Consider the following 17,662-nt stretch of genomic DNA (forward strand, 5'->3'; position numbering starts at 1 on the left):
TCATCCGATCTTCGTCAGGGTCAGGACAAGGCAGCCGTCCTTGAGCAGGCGCTGCCCGAGCTGGTAGCGTTCCAAGGGAAACTCGATCCGGCGTTCGAACTGGCCATACGGAATCTCGAGCCGGCGGATGGCCGCGCTGCGGCATACGGCGGGCAGGGCGCGCTGGCCGCGGATGACGATCATCCCGCCATCGGTAGAGATGTCGAGCTGTTCGGCAGCCACCCCGGGCAGCGCGACGAACACGACCACTTCACGCTCGGTTTCATAAATGTCGACCGGCGGCTGCCAGACCGGCTGTCGCGTACGGCGGTTTTCGAGCTGGAAGAATTGCCGGTGCAGCCTGTCGGCGTGCTCCAGCAGTTCCAGTGCCTCATCCCACATCGATGCTGTCAGGTCACGCCGTCTCATAGCTTGTCTTCCGTGAACGCGGTTACTGTTGCTATACCTTTAACGCGTAGACCCGAACAGGTGCAGCGCGTTCCGCGGCATGCTCGGACGCTCAATCATCGTGAGATGGCGGCAAGCAAGAGAAGATAACCAACTTACAGTTACCTTCGTATCGTAAAGACAGGAAATGACAGGAAATCCCGGCAGGCCGGTCAATCTTCTTCGTTTGATGCCGTAGAGAAATTGACGCAATGCAAGTAGCGGCATAGCATAGCCCTCTCCGTAGGATGCTTTCATCGATCATGTCACCGCCTCTTTTCTCCCGCTGGAAAGCGTTCCGCCTGAAAACGCTCTGCGCCGCAGTTATTTCGAGCATTGCCGTCTGCAATGCCCATGCCGTCGGCCTGGGCGACCTCACGGTTCAGTCGGCGCTCGGACAACCGCTGCGCGCGGAGATCGAACTGGTGTCGACCGCGAAGACCGATGAAGGCCCGGTGCGCGTGAAGCTGGCATCGTACGAGGCCTACCGTCAGGCCAATATCGAGTTCAACGTCGCGCTGATGTCGCTGCGTTTTTCGGTCGAGCAGCGCGGCGACAGGCAGGTGGTGCGCGTCTGGTCGGCGCAGCCGATAAACGAGCCTTTCATCGACATGCTGCTGGAGCTCGGCAGCGGCGGCGGGCGCATGGTGCGCGAATACGTTTTCCTGCTCGATCCGGCCAGCCTGCCGCTACCGCAGGCAACGGCCAGCGTACCGAATAACAGCGTGGCGCCCAAGGCAAGCCCAAGTCAGCCGGCACAGGCTGCGGTAGCCACAGCAGCAGCGGCCAACCCCGCGAAGCCGGCGGAAAAACTACCGCCTGCGCACGCCCCCGCGAAGCCGCCTGCAGCCACTCTGGCACAGCCAAAGCCGATGGCCGTGCAGGAGCATGCCGGCAAACCGGCTGCGCTCAACAACGGCGGAAAGTCGCGCCTGAAGCTGTCGGCGGTGAGCGCGGTAGCGGGGCCGAACGGCGATGCCGCCATCAATCGCGAAGACTATGCGTCCATGGAAAAGGCGCTGTCCGATGCCAATGCGCGCGTCAAGGCGCTGGAAGTCAAGGTCGGCGAACTCCAGAAACTGCTCGAAGTCACGAACGCCCTGCTGGCCGAATTGCAGAAGCAGAACGCGCTGACGAAGGCGGGGATGAAGACGGGCGCGAAAGCAGAATTGAAAGCCGATGCGCCTGCCCCCGTCGTCGCCAGCGCAGCGCCGGCGACTGCGGAAACCGCACCGGCCGCGGCAAAGAGCGAAACATCCGCGGTCGCACCAGTCAAACCTGCGCCGGCCGTCGCGAAACCGGCACCCAGGCCGAAGCCCGTCGCGCCACCGCCGCCGGAACCCAGCCTTCTCGATGACCCGCTGGTGCTGCCGGGCGCAGGCATGCTGCTGGTACTGGTCGGCGCGCTCGGCCTGTATCGCCGCCGCAGGAAGGCGCAGCAGCCGTTCGATGCGGACAGCTTCAGCAATGAGAAACCGGACAGCCATGAAAACAGCAATACGGAAGGCATGGCTTCCGGCACGCTGAATTCCTCCTGGTCGTTGCTCGGCAACCCGTCTCATTCGGGCGAGGTGGACGCCATGTCGGAAGCCGATGTCTACATCGCCTACGGCCGCGACGTGCAGGCGGAGGAAGTACTGAAGGATGCACTGGCGAAGCAGCCGGAGCGCCATGCGCTGCGCGTCAAACTGCTCGGCATCTTCGCCGGCCGCAAGGATGTGCAGGCCTACGAATCGCTCGCGCGCGAGCTCTACCGGATGACGAAGGGCGAGGGTGACGACTGGGCGCATGCAGCCGCCATGGGCCTCGAAATCGACCCGAACAATCCGCTGTATGCGCAGAACAAGACCAGCGCACCGAAGCCGAGGCCGGAAATCATTATGGCCGTGCCCGACCTGGCCGATGACAGTGAGGACGAGGATGACGAGGAAGGCGCGCTTGCGACGGCACTGACTGGCGAAGCCGTCACGATGGCATCCGACGCCGTTGCAGCGGACACGACGCCGCTGCCAGGCATCCCTGCTGTCGAAGAGCTCCCGTCTTCCGCGCCGGAACCCTCGGCAAACGACCTCGATTTCGATCTCGATGCATTGCGCATCGACGAAACGACGCCGTCGGCACTGGCAGCCGCAGCTGAAAAACAGCAGCCGGAACCCGGCCCGATCGATTTCGATTTCCTGGTGCCGGCCATTCCGGCCGCTGCAGCGGAAGAGAAACCCGAAGAGCCGCCTGCCGACCTGCCGAAACCCGGCACCGGACCGATCGACTTCGATTTCATCCTGCCGAGCATTCCCGTTGCGGAAGAACCCGCAGCTGCCGAAACGCAAGCGCAGGCCGCTACGGGGCCGATCGACTTCGACTTCGTGCTGCCCACCATCCCCACCGTCGGGGAGGCTGAAGACGACGGCGAGCCGGCGCGCGCAACGAAGTAGCCGGCATGCGGGATAGTCCGACGACTGTCCCGCGCCGATCCCCTCTCGGCAACATGGCGCCGCGCAGTTCTCAGGCCCTTCCCGCACATCCCCCCGCAACTTGCGTCGCCTGTCGCACTCTCAGACTCCAGAGACCGGCCATATCCCTTTGCGTCGCATGCGCGCCGGCAACAGGCCTGACGGAGATGCATCATGACAAGGATCCAGCAATCCATCGAGATCGGCGTGCCGGTGCACGCCGCCTACCTTCAGCTCACCCGCTTCGAGGACTACCCGCGCTTCATGCAGGATATCGACACGGTGCAGCAGCTCGATGCTCGACACCTGCACTGGTCGAGCAATCTGTCGTACCTGACCATGGAGTGGGATGCCGAGATCATCGAGCAGCAACCTGACCGTTGCATTGCCTGGCGCAACATCAGCGGGCCGGCCAACACAGGAAGAGTCGAGTTGCAGTCCGTCAACGGCAGCAGGTCGCGCGTCACGCTGAGCATGGAATGCGACCCTGGCGAAATCCTGGCTGCACCGGATGGCAATACCGATACGATGATGGCGCGCAGGCTGGAGGAAGACCTGGCCTGCTTCAAGGCTTTCGTCGAGGAGCACGGCGCGCCGCCGGCATCCGGTTCGCAGGATGCCGCGAATGCGCCGCAGGCAGGCCGCAGCACGCAATCCAACGCCTCGCTCTCGCGCAGCGCCGGATCGGCCGGGGAGGCGCGGTTTTCGATAGCGGAAGAGCAGAACTTCGACGAGCAGTCGGACCAGGCGCGGCGCGTCGGGCAGATGCCGCAGGATGCCGCTGCCGCGAAGCCGGTCGATGCGCTGGGTGAGGCGATGGAAAAATCGGGCAAGGAACGCGTCGAACAGGCGGTCGAGCGGAATATTCCTCCGTCGGAATAAGGCAATGGCCATGGCCTTGCACCAGGAAAAGGCATAATTGCACGATAGTGCGCGATGGTTCGCAAGAGCGCGCTGTCCCACCTTGAATCACGCCATGGACCCTACCGATCTGGAACTGCTCGTCACCCGCACCATGCCCTTCGGCAAGTACAAGGGCCGCCTAATGGCCGACCTGCCCGGTCATTACCTCAACTGGTTTGCGCGCGAAGGTTTTCCGCCAGGGGAAACCGGCCGCCTCCTGAACCTGATGCATGAGCTCGACCACAACGGCCTGACTTCCCTGCTGGCGCCCTTGCGGCACCGATCGCCATAAAAAAACCCCGCCAGGCCAAAGCCTGCGGGGTTAAACCTTCCTTCGACAGGGAGGAGGAGACAAAGGGTCGTGCCGGCGTGTCTTACACGGCACTAAAATCGGGGTTCGGCTTCAATCCGCGCAGCGCGGTCAGCCCGTTGCGTGCGCTCACGCGTTCCGAGGCGTCCAGGATGTCGTTGAACGCCAGGCCAGGTTCGCGGCGTACCGGCATCGGCACCACGGCAACAGGCGCGCGGGCGGCCAGCCTGAAGAGCATCGGACCGGCGACATAAGTCACCGGGAAGGCGATCGGCCAAGCCGTCAGCCAGCTTTCCATCCATGCACCGAAGAAACCTTCGGCCGTTCCCAACCACATCACGTGCATCACCGCAGTGATCACCAGCGTGATCAGGCCGCTCAGCACCAGAGAAGGCAACATCGACGACAGGCTGCGTGAACGGCGCACAAAGGAAGCGGCCTGCTCCAGCAGGTTCGGATGGAAGGAATGGCTGACTGCACTCATGATTTCACCTCGGCGAATGTGATTGCGTTCTTAGTTGCCGCGCGATGCAATGGACCGCAGCTCGGAAGCCATGCTCGGGTGCAGGCCTTCGACATCGCGCGCCAGGCGGTTGATCTGCAGGATGGCCTTCAGGCGGCGGCGCTCTTCGCGCTGTTCCAGCGAGCGGCGTGGTTTCACGACCAGCAACGCGGCGCGCAGCAGGCCGACCAGCAGTGGCTTGAATGCAACGACGATCGCGGCCAGGACGCCTACGCCGAGCATCGGACGCACGACGTTCAGGGCGTTGGAGATCAGCACCTCTAACGCGGGCAGGGCGGATTCGGCAGGAATGGCAACGGTCAGGATAGACATGATTTACTCCAAAACAATATGTACGCTTCTTCGTTTTTCTCTTATGTTGCAGTGCAGTATAAGTTGCACTCAGTTATAAAACCAATTTCCTTTCCGCATATCAGCTATAATCCTTATGAATATCAGGGTCTTTCCTTTTTCTAACGATCCTCCTTGGGGTCCTTGAGCCATGAGCTTCCTGACACTGGATCTGAACCTGCTGCGCGTCTTCGATGCGGTGATGACCGAACAGAACCTGACGCGTGCCGCGAACCGGCTGGCGATGACGCAGCCGGCCGTGTCGAACGCTCTGCGGCGCCTGCGCGACGCGCTGGGCGACGAGCTGCTGATCCGCACGGCGCACGGCGTCAAGCCCACACCCCGTGCGGAAAGCCTGTGGCCGGCCGTTCGCCGTGCGCTTGCTGCGCTCGAGGAAGCCATTTCGCCGGATGAGCACTTCGACATTTCCACCGCGCAGAATACGTTCCGCATGGCCATGGCCGACGCCACGGCAGCGCTGTGGCTGCCTTCCCTGGTGCGCTCCATCGAGCGTGAAGCGCCGGGCCTGACCATCCGCATGGTTCCCCTGACGACGCGCGAACCGCGCCCGCTGTTGCTGCGCGGCGACATCGATCTCGCAGTGGGCTTCTTCCCGGGCGTCGTGGCGCAACTGACCGGCGGCCAGGCTTCGGTGTCACCGATCCGGCATGAGCAGCTCTATTCCGGGCGCTATGTCTGCGTGATGCGCAAGCATCATCCGCTGGCGAAAAAGGAACTGACAATCGACGACTATTGCGGGTCCAATCATCTGCTGGTGAGCTTTTCCGGGCGCGCGCACGGCCTGGTGGACGAGGCGCTGGCGAAGATCGGGCGCGAGCGTCGCATCCTCCTGACGGTGAACCAGTTCTTCACCGCGGGCCGCGTGGTGGCAACCTCCGACCTCATCACCGTGCTGCCGCGCCATCTGATCGCATCGACCGGCATCACCGGCGCCCTGGTCACCAAGGAACTGCCGTTCTCATTGCCGAACGTGCATGTGGACATGCTGTGGCACGAACGCGATACCCGTAATCCCGCGCACAAATGGTTGCGCGACCACCTGAGCGGCACCACGCGGGACACCTTCGCGAAAGTAGGGATCGCGCAATAAAGCCTGACTAAGGCTTGGCCAAGGCCTGGCGCGCGGATCAGGCGATGCGCAGGGGCAGGTGCTGCCCGTTCCTGTCCGCACACCATCCATCGCGGGTCTTGAGCACCGTAATCTGTCCCTCGCCCTTGACTTCGACCCGGGCCATGCCGGTGCCGCGCAGCACGTTTGCCAGGCGCAGGTGTCCGTGCAGGAGGCGATAGGCTTCGCCGTCACGAACGATCACGATATGCTCGCTGCTGATGAAGTTTTCCATGGCGCTGATACACGTTGGCAGATACGCTGCAGGTACACTGATTCCAGCGCCGGATGCTACGCGCCGTTTGTGACGCAGACGTGACGTGCGCGTTATGTGCACATGACCTTGCGGCTAGCGCCGCGGCTCTCCGGAAGCATCCTCGTGCTGTTCTTCCTTGTCGCTTGCCTCACCGAGTTCGGGGGATTGCAGCTGCGCGCGAAGATATTTGATCGGGGCCAGCGCCAGGACGATGATCAGCGCCCAGAACAGGATCACTGCAAGTGATCCGAGCCAGTGCCAGCCTGCTCCATGATGCCACATCATTTCGAGACCTCCCGATGCATTCGACGCCGCGAAAGCGGCGATCGTTCTGTTGTACCTTATTCCGCAGGGGAGGCCCTTTGACTCACGTCAAACATGCCGGGAGGGCGCGGCAGGCTTTTTATTGCTGCGGCCTGGCGTCGCATTCGGCGTCGCCTGCTGCAACTGCATGCCTGAGCTGGTTGAGGAAATAGGGCTTGTGCAGCACGGTGAATCCGAAATCGAGCTTGTCCGTGAGCAGGTAGCCGAAACCGGAAGAAAAAATGATCCTGGTCGATGGCGAGCTCCTGGCCATGATCTTCGCCAGGTCGATGCCGGACATGCCGGGCAACTGCACGTCCGCGATCAGCACATCGAAACCGCGCGTCTGGCAGACGGCCAGCGCGTCTTCCGCGCAGGATACGCCATGCGGCTGGTGCCCGAGCTTTTCCAGCATGTCGCACAGGATCTGCAGGAAATCACGATTGTCCTCGACGACCAGGACCCGGACGGATCGCGCCTTCATGCCTGGATACCAGGGACTACGGGCACTTCGGCACAGACGAGGGCAATCCGGGTTCGCGGTGTGGAAAACGACATGGGACCTGTTTCTGATTTGTTGGAATTCGCGGCACGTATTCTCGCAAACCCGACAGTTTCGACAATGCGCGCTGACCAGTATCCAAACACGTTTTGCGTTTGATCAATGTGGTTTGCGGCATGTGAAAGGCAGGCAAGCGAAGCCCTTCCGCGACCGTGGAATTTTTCCGTTTTTCGTTGACTCAGATCAACGAGATCCGATGCATCGCCACAGCGCATCGTCTACCCTGAAAACAAAGCCGGAACGTGTCGACGGCACGACCGGACGCATGCAGGGAACCCGATCATGAAGCGGACCGCCATTGTCACCGGAGGCACACGCGGCCTCGGCAAGGCCATTTCCATTGCGCTGCAGGCGCAAGGCTGCGACGTTGCCGCTATCTACTGCAGCAACGTCGGCGCTGCGCAGGCATTCAGTACGGCCACCGGCATCCGTTCGTACAAGTGGGACGTCTCCGATTACGACGCCTGCCGCGAAGGCATCGCCGCCGTCGAACAGGACCTCGGCCCGGCCGACATCCTGGTCAACAATGCCGGCATCACCAGCGACGCCATCCTGCACCACATGACGCCCGAGCAATGGTGGCGTGTGATCAATAACGACCTCGGTTCCGTCTTCAACATGTGCCGCAACATCATCGACGGCATGCGCGAGCGCGGCTTCGGGCGCATCATCAACATCAGCTCGGTCAACGGACAGAAAGGCCAGGCCGGCCAGACCAACTATGCTGCAGCCAAGGCCGGCATCCTCGGCTTCACCCGTTCGCTGGCGCTGGAAGTCGCACGCAAGAACATCACGGTGAATGCGGTGGCTCCCGGCTATTGCGATACGGACATGGTGGCTGCAGTGCCGCCGGACCTGCTCAAGACCATCATTGCCGGCATACCCGTCGGACGTCTCGGCACGCCGGAGGACATCGCGCGCGTGGTGGCCTTTCTGGCGAGCGCGGACGCGGGCTTCATCAATGGCGCGACATTTTCGGTGAACGGAGGGCAGTACATGGTGTAGCCCGGGCAGCAGGCCCGGTGATCTCACACACGGAAGGAGGAAGGAGAACGCGATGTTCAAGACCATCCTGGTACCGACCGACGGTTCGACACTGGCGGAACAGGCAATCCACGAAGCCATCCTGTTTGCCAAGGAGAGCGACGGCTATGTGGTCGGCCTGTCGGTCGCCGAGCCCTATCCGTTCTCTCCCATGGCCGAAAGCAGCATGACGCAGGAATGCGCGCATTACGAGGATCAAATGCTGGCGCGCGCGCGGCACAACGTGCAGAAGGTGGCCGAGGAGGCCAAGGCGATGAAGGTGCCCTGCGAGATCGTGGTCGAGCAATCGTTTTCTCCCTATGAGAAGATTATCGATACCGCGCGCAACATGAGCTGCGACGTGATCTTCATGGCGTCGCACGGGCGCAAGGGCTTGAGCGAATTCCTGCTCGGGAGTGAAACGCAAAAGGTGCTGGCGCACTCGACCATCCCGGTCCTGGTGATTCGCCAGCACAAGTGATTCCGAATCAAACGCTACGAAAGGCCATCATGTTCAAGAAAATCCTGATTCCAACCGACGGCTCCACACTGGCAACGAACGCAGCGCAGGCCGGCGTTGAATTCGCAAAGCAGTGCCAGGCCGAAGTGGTCGGCGTGTTTGTCGCACCTGATTACCACTATCCGATCGGCGTGGAGATCATTCCGCCCAGCTATCCGACTGAGGAAGAGTACAAGGCGTCGATCGCGCGTACCGGCGAAGCCTATCTTGAAGGCGTGCGCAAGGCCGCGACGGAAAGCGGATTGAAATACAGCTCTGTCATCGTGTATTCCGAACAGACCGCGCAAAAGGTCGTGGAGATTGCGCAACAACAGCAGTGCGACCTGATCTTCATCGGCTCGCACGGTCGCAGCGGCCTGGGGCAACTGCTGCTCGGCAGCGTCACCAGCAAGGTACTCGCGCTGTGCGACATCCCTGTGTTCGTCTACCGCATGAAGAAAGCCTGACATGTCCTACAGAACGGTCCTCGTGCATGTCGATGCATCGCGGCATGCCCACACACGCATCCGCCTTGCCGCCGTCATTGCCGCCCAGCAGGAGGCCCACCTCGTCGGCGCGGCGACCAGCGGCGTGTCGCGGTATGTCTACCAGGCAGGCATGATCGACGAGGCCGCGCCCAACGCGGCGCAGCATCTCGTGCTGCACCTGGATGCGCTGCGCGGGCGGGCGCGCAGCGCGCTGCAGGAATTCGAAAGCCAGGCGCGCGGCATGGAGGTCCGTTCATTCGAAAGCGCGCTGATCGACGACGAGGCTGGCGCGGGGATCTGCCTTCGTGCACGCTACAGCGACCTGGTCGTCATCGGCCAGTTCGATCCCGACGAACATTCGCCCGTCGTGATGCCCGACTTTCCCGAATTCGTGGTCTTGAATTCGGGAAGGCCGGTCCTGATCGTTCCCCATGCGGGCCGCCTCGACGTGCCGGGTCGGCGCATCGTGGTGGCATGGGACGCCAGCATCAGCGCCACGCGCGCGCTGGTGAATGCGCTGCCGATGCTCAAGCGCGCGCAGGCCGTGGATGTGGCCGTGTTCAATCCCGACGCGGGCGGCACGTCGCACGGCGAACAACCGGGGGCCGATATTGCGCTGTACCTCGCGCGCCACGGCGTGCGCGTCAACGTGATACCGCAGTGGGCCGAGACCGATATCGGCGAGGCACTGCTGTCGCTGGCCGCCGATATCGGTGCGGACCTGTTGGTGATGGGCGGCTACGGCCACTCCCGCTTCCGCGAATTGCTGCTCGGCGGTGTGACGCGTACCGTGCTGCAATCCATGACGATCCCCGTGCTGATGTCGGGCTGACACGTAGCGTGCCCTTCGACACCCTCTGCAATCTTTGATGTCCGTCAATCAATTTTCATCCGGCGCTCCGTAGCATCGGTGGAGAGTGCTATCCGGTCGATTCGCGCCTGACCTTGGTGCGATAATGAATCGACAGGATCAACGCGGGATTGTTCATCAGAGGCTCCAGCTTTTCGAAAGGGAATCGCCATGCCGTACAGTACCGAAGCCATCCGAACCATCGCCCTGCTCGGGCATACCGCCTCCGGCAAGACGAGCGTCGCAGAAGCGCTCCTCCACAAGGCGGGCATGATTCCGAACCAGGGCAGCCTCGAGCGCGGCAGCACCGTCTGCGACTACGATCCGCTGGAGCGCAAATACCAGCATTCTCTCTTCTCTTCCCTCGTCCACCTCGACCACCGCGACACGCGCATCCACCTGATCGACACGCCCGGCTATCCGGATTTTGCCGGACAGGCCATCAGCGCGCTGCCTGCGGTGGAAACTGCGGCGGTGGTGATCAATGCGCAGTCCGGCATCGAGATGATGACGACGCGCATGATGGAGATGGCACAGCAGCGCAACATGTGCCGCATGATCATCATCAACAAGATCGATGCGGAAAACATCGACCTGCCCGGCCTGGTGGTGCGCATCCAGGAAACCTTCGGCAAGGAATGCCTGCCGATCAATCTGACCGCGGGCGGCGGCACGAAGGTGGTGGACTGCTTTTTCAATCCGGCCGGCGAATCGGATTTCTCCTCGGTGGCGGAAGCGCACCGCGCGCTGGTCGACCAGGTGGTGGAAGTCGATGCCGACCTGATGTCGCTCTATCTCGAGCAAGGCGAGATCGCGCCGGAGCAATTGCACGCGCCCTTCGAGCAGGCACTGCGTGAAGGCCACCTGGTGCCGATCTGCTTCGTTTCCGCGCGCAATGGCGCGGGCGTCAGCGAACTGCTGGATGTATTCGTGAAGCTGATGCCCAATCCGTCCGAAGGCAATCCGCCGCTGTTCTATCGCGACGATGTGAACGCGCCCGACCAACGCAGCGAAATCCATGCCGTCACCGATCCCGGCAAGCATGTGCTGGCGCACGTCTTCAAGATCGCGGTGGATCCGTATGTCGGCAAGCTGTCGGTGTTCCGCATCCATCAGGGCACCGTGCGGCGCGACAGCCAGCTCTATATCGGCGATGCACGCAAGCCGTTCAAGGTCGCGCACTTGTATGTCCTGCAGGGCAAGGAACAGATCGAAGTGCAGGAAGCCGTGCCCGGCGATATCTGCGCGGTCGCGAAGATCGAGGACATCGCCTTCGACGCGGTGCTGCACGATGCCGCCGAAGACGACCATATCCATCTCAAGCCGCTGCCGTTCCCGCTGCCGATCTTCGGCCTGACCATCGAACCGAAGAAGCGCGGCGACGAACAGCGCATGTGGGAAATCCTGAACAAGCTCACCGCCGAGGATCCCTGCCTGAAGGTCGAGCACCAGGTCAGCACCAACGAAACTGTGCTGCTCGGGCTGGGCGAACTGCACCTGCGCGCGGCGCTCGAGCGCATGATGGACGTGTACAAGATCGAAGTCTCCACCCGTCCGCCGAAGATCGCCTATCGCGAGACGATCGCCGGCAGGGCCGAAGGGCATCACCGCCACAAGAAACAGAGCGGCGGCGCCGGCCAGTTCGGCGAAGTGTTCCTGCGCGTGGAGCCGCTGCCGCGCGGCGAAGGCTTCCAGTTCGTCGATGCCGTCAAGGGCGGCGTGATCCCCGGGCAGTTCATTCCGGCAGTGGAGAAGGGCATACGCCAGGTGCTGGAAGCGGGCCCGCTGGCGGGGTACCCGATGCAGGATGTGCGTGTGACGGTGTACGACGGCAAGAGCCATCCGGTCGACTCGAAGGAAGTCGCCTTCGCCACGGCGGGACGCAAGGCCTTCATCGACGCCGTGCTCAAGGCACGCCCGATGGTGCTGGAACCGATCGTCAATGTCGAGATCGTCACTCCGGAAGAAAACATGGGCGACATCACCGGCGACCTGTCCTCCAAGCGCGGACAGGTGAGCGGCATGCAGACCGCACAGGCCGGCACGGTGGTGGTGACGGGGCAGGTGCCGCTGTCCGAGTTGAACGGCTACCAGTCGCGCCTGCATTCGACCACGGGCGGACGCGGCAGCTATACCGTGGAGTTCAGCCATTACGATCCCGTTCCGCCGACGGTGCAGCAACGGCTGGCGAGCCAGTACAAGGTGGCGCCGGAGGAATGACAAAAGATCGTTGAGGACCGTTGCAGGAGCGCCGGCACCCGAGCGTGCCGGCGCATGACTTTCCTTCCAGACACGTTATTATTACCCCTTGCATTAAAAGGGGTAATTCATGAATCTGCGTGGCTTGCTGAAGAATGCGCTCGTCCGGGTGCTGGCCGTCTCATTCACGGTGGCGGTGGCTGCCGCCATCCTCGGTTACCTGCATGAACGCGAATCAGCGGAAAATGGCTCGATACGCATGCTGCGCATCGAAGCGCGCCGCATCGTGCCCCCCGCCATTCTGGAATTGCCTTCGCCGCAGCGCGAGCACGCGCTGGCAAAAGCCATCGAGGGCATGGTGGGCGGCATCTTCTCGGTGGCCGAGGTGTACGCGGCGGATGGCGGAAAAATCGCCGAAGCCGTGCAGCCCGGATTCGACGACATCGAGGAAGCACTGAAAAAGCTGCCGCACGGTGCGCCGCCCGCGCATGGCGGCTACGATTCGGCGATGGTGCTGGGCCATCAGGTATTGCGTGTCTTCACGCCGCTGGCAACAACGCAGGGCACGGTCATCGGCCACCTGGAGGGCGTGCGTGTGCTCGATGACATCGAGCTGGCGAACATTCGCCAGTCGGCCTTCATTTCGGCGCTGCTGGCGGCGGCCTCGGTGCTGGTGTGCGCGCTCGTGCTCGCACCGCTGCTGACCGACCTCGCGGTGAAGAATTTCCGCCGCGCGCAATCCCTGCTGGAAGCGCACATCGGCATCCTCGAAGCCCTCGGCCGCGCCATCGCCAAGCGCGATTCCGACACCGGCGCGCACAACTACCGGGTCGCCTGGATCGCCGCCAGGCTGGGCGAGGAAGCCGGCCTGGGTGCGGCGCAGATGCGCAGCCTGATCGCCGGTTCCTTCCTGCACGACGTCGGCAAGATCGGCATACCGGATGCCATCCTGCTCAAACCGGGCAAGCTTGATGCGGAGGAATTCGCGATCATGCAGCAGCATGTGGAGCTGGGCGGGCAGATCGCGGGCGAAGCGGGCTTTCTCGTCAACGCGCGAGAAGTGATCGAAGGCCATCATGAGAAATGGGACGGCTCCGGCTATCCGAAGAAGCTCGCCGGTGAAGCCATTCCGCTCGCGGCACGCATCTTTTGCATCGCCGATGTGTACGACGCACTGCGCGCGAGGCGCCCCTACAAGGAGCCGTTCAACCGCGACAAGGCGCTGCACATCATGCGCGAGGGCAGGGGCAATCATTTCGATCCGGCGTTGCTAGACCGCTTCGAATGCCTGCTCGATGAAATCGAAACGCGCGCGATACTTGCCGGCGAAGAAGAGACGGCGGCACTGATGCGGGAAATGGCGCATCGCCACTTCTTTTCCGATGCGGAAGCGGCTTGAGCTTGCTCGTCCCGGCCTGCTGCAAGATGTCCTATCCTTGAAGCACCATCCATTGCGCCTGCACCGAAGCGGGCCGATAGCGGAAGAGTGACATCGGGAGAACAACATGCCCAGGCGTTTGAGATGCCTGGCCGCCGTGTTCATGGCGACGGCCGCATTCACCGCAAGCTGCACGGCTGGAGCCGAAGCCATCGGTGAAAAGGCGCAACTGTCCTACGCCGCGACCAGGCAACATGTCGCCGACCTGATCCGCGTCCAGATGCGCAAGCAGAAGGTGACGGGCCTGAGCATTGCGCTGGTGGACAACCAGGACATTGTGTGGGCGGAGGGGTTCGGTTTCGCCGACAAGTCCGATGGCATTCCCGCCACCGCAGAGACGGTATATCGCGCGGGATCGATCACCCGGCTGTTCACCGTCATGGCTGCGATGCAGCTCGCGGAGCAGGGCAGGCTCGACATCGACCAGCCCCTGCAAACATGGCTTCCTCAATTCGCGATGCGAAGCCGTTTTGCGCCCGCACCGATTACGCCGCGCATGCTGATGAGCCATCATTCCGGATTGCCGGCCGATTACCTGCGCGGCATGTGGACTGCGCACCCGGAGCCGTTCACCCGCCTCGCGAACAAGCTCAGGGACGAGTATGTCGCCTATCCGCCGAATTTCGTCATGTCCTATTCCAATCTCGGCGCGACCCTGCTTGGCCATGTGGTGCAGCAGGCGAGCGGCGAAGACTTCATCAGCCATGTCGAACGCACGCTCCTGCGCCCGCTCGGCATGACGCATTCAAGCCTGTCGGTGCGGCCGGAAGCGCCGCTCATGTCGAAGGCTTATCGCAAGGGAAAAGTGGCGGAGGAATCGCCCTTGCGCGACGTGCCTGCCGGCGGGCTGAATTCCAGCGTGCTCGACCTCGGCCGATTCCTGCAAATGGTATTCGCCGACGGGCGCTTCGGCGGACAACAGATCATCAAGCCGGCAACGCTGGCTGAAATGATGCGGCGGCAGAACGCGGGCGTCGCGCTGGATGTCGACTTTGCCGTCGGCCTCGGCTGGATGCTGGTCCCGCTCAAGGGCGTGCACCCCGACGAGGCCGGACCGACACTGCGGCATGCCGGCGGCACGCAACTCTTTCGCAGCGCCATCATCGCACTGCCGAAGCACAAGCTCGGCGTGATCATGCTGGCCAACTCACCGTCGGCGGCATCGGCGCTCAACGAGATTTCCGCCGAAGCCTTGACGCTCGCGCTGGAGGAAAAGACCGGCATCAAGTCGGTTGCCGACACCGGCAGCGAAGCGGCTCAGGTCCAGGAAAGCGAGCTGCGCGCCTTCGGCGGCTATTACGCCACCGCCGCCGGTTTCGCCAAGGTCAGCGCAAGCGGCAACACGATGCGCGTGGAACTGCTTGGAAGGCGCTTCCGTCTCGTGCCTCGCAGTAATGGCAGCGTCGAACTGCAATACCGCTTCCTTGGCCTGTTCCCGATTGCATTGCCCGGGATTTCGGACATGGACCTGTCGCTCGCCCATATCGCCGGCCACGACGTGCTGCTGGCGAGCAGCAATGGGCAACGCATGCTGGCGGGGGAACGAATCCATCCGGAACCCATCGGCGAACGGTGGATGGCGCGGCTGGGCGAGTATGAGATCGTGAACGGTGAGAGTGACGCATTTCGCCCGGAAAACATGGCGTTGCGTCTGCGCGACGGTTTCCTGGTGTTCGAGGCATTGCTGCCCGACCTCGGCGAGGAAGTAGTCAGGTTGGCGGTAAGGCCCGTGTCGGAAACCGAACTGGTGATTCTTGGCCTGGGGCGGCAAATGGGGGAAACAATCCGCGTCGTGGAAGCGGACGGCGAGGAGCGCCTCGCGTATTCGGGATACCTGCTCAGAAAAAAGGCAGGATGGTAATCAGCCGATGAGCAGATTAACGGATTGGCAGCTTGGTGGTGTTCTTCACTTCTTCCATCACGGCGTAGGTGTGCGTCTCGCGCACGCCACGCAGTTGCAGCAAGGACTTGCCGAGGAATTCGCGGTAGGCGTTCATGTCCTTCACGCGCGCTTTCACGAGATAGTCGAAGCCGCCGGCGACCATGTGGCATTCCTGCACTTCGGGGATCACCTGCACGCTGCGCTTGAAGGCTTCGAACACTTCGGGCGTGGTGCGGTCGAGGACGACTTCGATGAAGACCAGCAGCGACACATCGAGCAACTGCGGATTGAGCTGCGCGGTATAACCGAGGATATAGCCGGCTTCCTGCAGCTTGCGCACACGCTCCAGGCAGGCGGCCGGCGACAGGTTTACGCGTGATGCCAGCTCCACATTGCTGATGCGGCCGTCGTTCTGCAGTTCAGACAGGATTCTCTTGCTGATCTTGTCGAGCATGGCGTTCTTCTCGTAAGAATTTTGTTCGGCGCGATTGTCCCACAAAATACAAAATTTCGATAGGGACCGAGATTTCCAGAATTAATCCACACGAAAGCTTACTACAATCGAATCATCATTTTTTGTGACCGATTATCTTTCGTACGGACTCTTATGTTGATTGTTTCTCCTGAAGTAACAGCCGCACCTGCTCCGTTTTCCGCATTGCACACTGAAGTCGCTCCGTCCGCAAGCCCCTTGCGCGCAGCCATCACTGCCGCCTATCGCCGCGACGAGCGCGAAGCGGTGCGCTGGCTGCTGGCGCAGGCGAAAGTAAATGCGACGGCGCAGGAACGCACGCAATCGCTGGCGCGCGAGCTGGTCGAGGCAGTGCGTGAAAAGCGCACCCGCTCATCGGGTGTCGATGCATTGATGCATGAATTCTCCCTGTCATCGGAAGAAGGCGTGGCCCTGATGTGCCTGGCCGAAGCCTTGCTGCGCATTCCCGACCACCAGACCGCCGACCGCCTGATCGCCGACAAGATCAGCAAGGGCGACTGGCGCAAGCATCTCGGCGAATCGCCCTCGCTATTTGTGAACGCCGCCACCTGGGGCCTGCTGATCACCGGTAAGCTGGTCGGCACCAGCAGCGAGCAGGGTCTCGGCTCGGCCCTGACCAAGCTGATCGCCAAGGGCGGCGAACCGCTGATCCGCAAAGGCGTCGACCTGGCGATGCGCATGCTGGGCAATCAGTTCGTGACCGGCCAGACCATTGCCGAAGCGCTCGCCAACAGCCGCGACAACGAAGCACGCGGCTATCGTTATTCCTACGACATGCTGGGCGAAGCAGCGCTGACGATGGAGGATGCCGAGCGCTATTTCCGTTCCTATGAAAGCGCGATCCATGCGATCGGCAAGGCGTCGAACGGACGCGGCATCAAGGAAGGTCCCGGCATCTCGGTGAAACTGTCGGCCTTGCATCCACGCTACTCGCGCGCGCAGCGCGATCGCACGATGAATGAATTGCTGGTCAGCCTGAAGAAGCTGATCCTGATCGCGAAGCAATACAACATCGGCCTGAACATCGACGCGGAAGAAGCGGACCGCCTCGAACTGTCGCTCGACCTGATGGAGGCGCTGGCCGCTGATCCGGACCTTGCCGGCTTCGACGGCATCGGCTTCGTGGTGCAGGCCTATCAGAAGCGTGGCCCCTTCGTCATCGATTACCTGGCCGATCTCGCGCGCCGCAGCAAGCGCAAGTTCATGATCCGCCTCGTCAAGGGCGCCTACTGGGACGCGGAAGTCAAGCGTGCGCAGGTGGACAGCATGCCCGGCTACCCGGTGTACACGCGCAAGGTGTATTCGGACGTGTGCTATCTCGTGTGCGCGCAGAAACTGCTCGGTTCGACGGATGTGATCTATCCGCAATTCGCTACGCATAACGCGCAGACGCTGGCTTCCATCTATATCTGGGCGCAGGAATTCGGCGTGACCGATTACGAGTTCCAGTGCCTGCACGGCATGGGCGAAACGCTGTACGACCAGGTGGTCGGCGACGACAAGCTGGGCAAGGCCTGCCGCATCTATGCGCCGGTCGGTTCGCATGAAACCCTGCTTGCCTACCTGGTGCGCCGCCTGCTGGAAAACGGTTCGAATTC

General features: G+C 62.3%; 19 protein-coding genes. 12 read left to right on the forward strand and 7 right to left on the reverse strand.

Annotation, left to right across the window (positions count from 1 at the left end; translation table 11 throughout):
- Nucleotides 1-408 (reverse strand): Hsp20/alpha crystallin family protein, encoded by a 408-nt coding sequence (locus VJ698_RS19790; protein WP_324104524.1) that lies wholly within the window; start codon nt 406-408, stop codon nt 1-3.
- 281 nt (nt 409-689) lie between these two features.
- Between VJ698_RS19790 and VJ698_RS19795 the strand changes: the two genes are divergently transcribed.
- The 3 genes from VJ698_RS19795 (at nt 690) to VJ698_RS19805 (ending at nt 4,071) form a co-directional block, all read left to right on the forward strand.
- Complete coding sequence (locus VJ698_RS19795) at nt 690-2,858, forward strand: hypothetical protein (RefSeq protein WP_324104525.1); 2,169 nt, start codon at nt 690-692, stop codon at nt 2,856-2,858.
- A gap of 192 nt (nt 2,859-3,050) precedes the next feature.
- On the forward strand, nt 3,051-3,758 hold the full coding sequence (locus VJ698_RS19800) for an SRPBCC family protein (RefSeq protein ID WP_324104526.1): 708 nt from the start codon (nt 3,051-3,053) through the stop codon (nt 3,756-3,758).
- Nucleotides 3,759-3,852: 94 nt separating this feature from the next.
- Nucleotides 3,853-4,071: a DUF3820 family protein gene (locus tag VJ698_RS19805; RefSeq protein WP_324104527.1), complete on the forward strand. Its 219-nt coding sequence runs from the start codon at nt 3,853-3,855 to the stop codon at nt 4,069-4,071.
- A gap of 82 nt (nt 4,072-4,153) precedes the next feature.
- On the opposite strand, the gene VJ698_RS19810 is transcribed toward VJ698_RS19805, so the two are convergent.
- Entirely contained in the window at nt 4,154-4,573 is a 420-nt protein-coding gene (locus tag VJ698_RS19810) for a DUF2798 domain-containing protein (protein ID WP_324104528.1), read from the reverse strand.
- A 30-nt stretch (nt 4,574-4,603) separates the two neighbouring features.
- A complete protein-coding gene (locus tag VJ698_RS19815; protein WP_324104529.1) occupies nt 4,604-4,924 on the reverse strand; it encodes a hypothetical protein in 321 nt (106 codons plus the stop codon).
- 169 nt (nt 4,925-5,093) lie between these two features.
- Here VJ698_RS19815 and VJ698_RS19820 point away from each other — a divergent pair, with 169 nt between their 5' ends.
- The gene (locus VJ698_RS19820) at nt 5,094-6,053 is read left to right on the forward strand and encodes a LysR family transcriptional regulator (RefSeq protein ID WP_324104530.1); all 960 of its coding nucleotides are present in this window, start codon (nt 5,094-5,096) and stop codon (nt 6,051-6,053) included.
- Nucleotides 6,054-6,090: 37 nt separating this feature from the next.
- Here VJ698_RS19820 and VJ698_RS19825 read toward each other — a convergent pair whose 3' ends face one another.
- The 3 genes from VJ698_RS19825 to VJ698_RS19835 form a co-directional block, all read right to left on the reverse strand.
- Nucleotides 6,091-6,306, reverse strand: a complete 216-nt coding sequence (locus VJ698_RS19825) for a hypothetical protein (protein ID WP_324104531.1) — start codon at nt 6,304-6,306, stop codon at nt 6,091-6,093.
- Between the two features lie 114 nt (nt 6,307-6,420).
- Complete coding sequence (locus VJ698_RS19830; RefSeq protein WP_324104532.1) at nt 6,421-6,612, reverse strand: hypothetical protein; 192 nt, start codon at nt 6,610-6,612, stop codon at nt 6,421-6,423.
- 118 nt (nt 6,613-6,730) lie between these two features.
- A complete protein-coding gene (locus tag VJ698_RS19835; RefSeq protein WP_324104533.1) occupies nt 6,731-7,114 on the reverse strand; it encodes a response regulator in 384 nt (127 codons plus the stop codon).
- A gap of 360 nt (nt 7,115-7,474) precedes the next feature.
- On the opposite strand from VJ698_RS19835, the gene phbB reads away from it, so the two are divergent.
- The 7 genes from phbB to VJ698_RS19870 all read left to right on the forward strand — a co-directional run bounded on the left by phbB (nt 7,475) and on the right by VJ698_RS19870 (nt 15,550).
- Complete coding sequence (gene phbB / locus VJ698_RS19840; protein ID WP_324104534.1) at nt 7,475-8,197, forward strand: acetoacetyl-CoA reductase; 723 nt, start codon at nt 7,475-7,477, stop codon at nt 8,195-8,197.
- 52 nt (nt 8,198-8,249) lie between these two features.
- Entirely contained in the window at nt 8,250-8,696 is a 447-nt protein-coding gene (locus VJ698_RS19845) for a universal stress protein (RefSeq protein WP_324104535.1), read from the forward strand.
- Nucleotides 8,697-8,725: 29 nt separating this feature from the next.
- Nucleotides 8,726-9,181 (forward strand): universal stress protein, encoded by a 456-nt coding sequence (locus VJ698_RS19850; protein WP_324104536.1) that lies wholly within the window; start codon nt 8,726-8,728, stop codon nt 9,179-9,181.
- A gap of 1 nt (nt 9,182) precedes the next feature.
- Nucleotides 9,183-10,034, forward strand: coding sequence for a universal stress protein (locus VJ698_RS19855; RefSeq protein WP_324104537.1), 852 nt, complete (start codon nt 9,183-9,185; stop codon nt 10,032-10,034).
- Between the two features lie 189 nt (nt 10,035-10,223).
- The gene (gene fusA, locus VJ698_RS19860) at nt 10,224-12,272 is read left to right on the forward strand and encodes an elongation factor G (RefSeq protein ID WP_324104538.1); all 2,049 of its coding nucleotides are present in this window, start codon (nt 10,224-10,226) and stop codon (nt 12,270-12,272) included.
- A gap of 109 nt (nt 12,273-12,381) precedes the next feature.
- Complete coding sequence (locus VJ698_RS19865) at nt 12,382-13,650, forward strand: HD-GYP domain-containing protein (protein WP_324104539.1); 1,269 nt, start codon at nt 12,382-12,384, stop codon at nt 13,648-13,650.
- A gap of 106 nt (nt 13,651-13,756) precedes the next feature.
- The gene (locus tag VJ698_RS19870; RefSeq protein ID WP_324104540.1) at nt 13,757-15,550 is read left to right on the forward strand and encodes a serine hydrolase domain-containing protein; all 1,794 of its coding nucleotides are present in this window, start codon (nt 13,757-13,759) and stop codon (nt 15,548-15,550) included.
- Between the two features lie 16 nt (nt 15,551-15,566).
- Here VJ698_RS19870 and VJ698_RS19875 read toward each other — a convergent pair whose 3' ends face one another.
- Nucleotides 15,567-16,025 (reverse strand): Lrp/AsnC ligand binding domain-containing protein, encoded by a 459-nt coding sequence (locus VJ698_RS19875; RefSeq protein ID WP_324104541.1) that lies wholly within the window; start codon nt 16,023-16,025, stop codon nt 15,567-15,569.
- Nucleotides 16,026-16,178: 153 nt separating this feature from the next.
- Between VJ698_RS19875 and VJ698_RS19880 the strand changes: the two genes are divergently transcribed.
- A partial coding sequence (locus tag VJ698_RS19880) for a proline dehydrogenase family protein (protein ID WP_324104542.1) occupies nt 16,179-17,662 on the forward strand: 1,484 nt, incomplete at its 3' end.

This window comes from Noviherbaspirillum sp. (assembly GCF_035254685.1).
In the GTDB taxonomy this organism is placed as follows: Bacteria; Pseudomonadota; Gammaproteobacteria; order Burkholderiales; family Burkholderiaceae_D; genus Noviherbaspirillum.

Excerpts from the sequence above, each read along its gene's own strand:
- VJ698_RS19790 (WP_324104524.1), bottom strand. The coding sequence starts at position 408 with ATGAGACGGCGTGACCTGACAGCATCGATGTGGGATGAGGCACTGGAA.
- VJ698_RS19795 (WP_324104525.1), top strand. The coding sequence starts at position 690 with ATGTCACCGCCTCTTTTCTCCCGCTGGAAAGCGTTCCGCCTGAAAACG.
- VJ698_RS19800 (WP_324104526.1), top strand. The coding sequence starts at position 3,051 with ATGACAAGGATCCAGCAATCCATCGAGATCGGCGTGCCGGTGCACGCC.
- VJ698_RS19805 (WP_324104527.1), top strand. The coding sequence starts at position 3,853 with ATGGACCCTACCGATCTGGAACTGCTCGTCACCCGCACCATGCCCTTC.
- VJ698_RS19810 (WP_324104528.1), bottom strand. The coding sequence starts at position 4,573 with ATGAGTGCAGTCAGCCATTCCTTCCATCCGAACCTGCTGGAGCAGGCC.
- VJ698_RS19815 (WP_324104529.1), bottom strand. The coding sequence starts at position 4,924 with ATGTCTATCCTGACCGTTGCCATTCCTGCCGAATCCGCCCTGCCCGCG.
- VJ698_RS19820 (WP_324104530.1), top strand. The coding sequence starts at position 5,094 with ATGAGCTTCCTGACACTGGATCTGAACCTGCTGCGCGTCTTCGATGCG.
- VJ698_RS19825 (WP_324104531.1), bottom strand. The coding sequence starts at position 6,306 with ATGGAAAACTTCATCAGCAGCGAGCATATCGTGATCGTTCGTGACGGC.
- VJ698_RS19830 (WP_324104532.1), bottom strand. The coding sequence starts at position 6,612 with ATGATGTGGCATCATGGAGCAGGCTGGCACTGGCTCGGATCACTTGCA.
- VJ698_RS19835 (WP_324104533.1), bottom strand. The coding sequence starts at position 7,114 with ATGAAGGCGCGATCCGTCCGGGTCCTGGTCGTCGAGGACAATCGTGAT.
- phbB (WP_324104534.1), top strand. The coding sequence starts at position 7,475 with ATGAAGCGGACCGCCATTGTCACCGGAGGCACACGCGGCCTCGGCAAG.
- VJ698_RS19845 (WP_324104535.1), top strand. The coding sequence starts at position 8,250 with ATGTTCAAGACCATCCTGGTACCGACCGACGGTTCGACACTGGCGGAA.
- VJ698_RS19850 (WP_324104536.1), top strand. The coding sequence starts at position 8,726 with ATGTTCAAGAAAATCCTGATTCCAACCGACGGCTCCACACTGGCAACG.
- VJ698_RS19855 (WP_324104537.1), top strand. The coding sequence starts at position 9,183 with ATGTCCTACAGAACGGTCCTCGTGCATGTCGATGCATCGCGGCATGCC.
- fusA (WP_324104538.1), top strand. The coding sequence starts at position 10,224 with ATGCCGTACAGTACCGAAGCCATCCGAACCATCGCCCTGCTCGGGCAT.
- VJ698_RS19865 (WP_324104539.1), top strand. The coding sequence starts at position 12,382 with ATGAATCTGCGTGGCTTGCTGAAGAATGCGCTCGTCCGGGTGCTGGCC.
- VJ698_RS19870 (WP_324104540.1), top strand. The coding sequence starts at position 13,757 with ATGCCCAGGCGTTTGAGATGCCTGGCCGCCGTGTTCATGGCGACGGCC.
- VJ698_RS19875 (WP_324104541.1), bottom strand. The coding sequence starts at position 16,025 with ATGCTCGACAAGATCAGCAAGAGAATCCTGTCTGAACTGCAGAACGAC.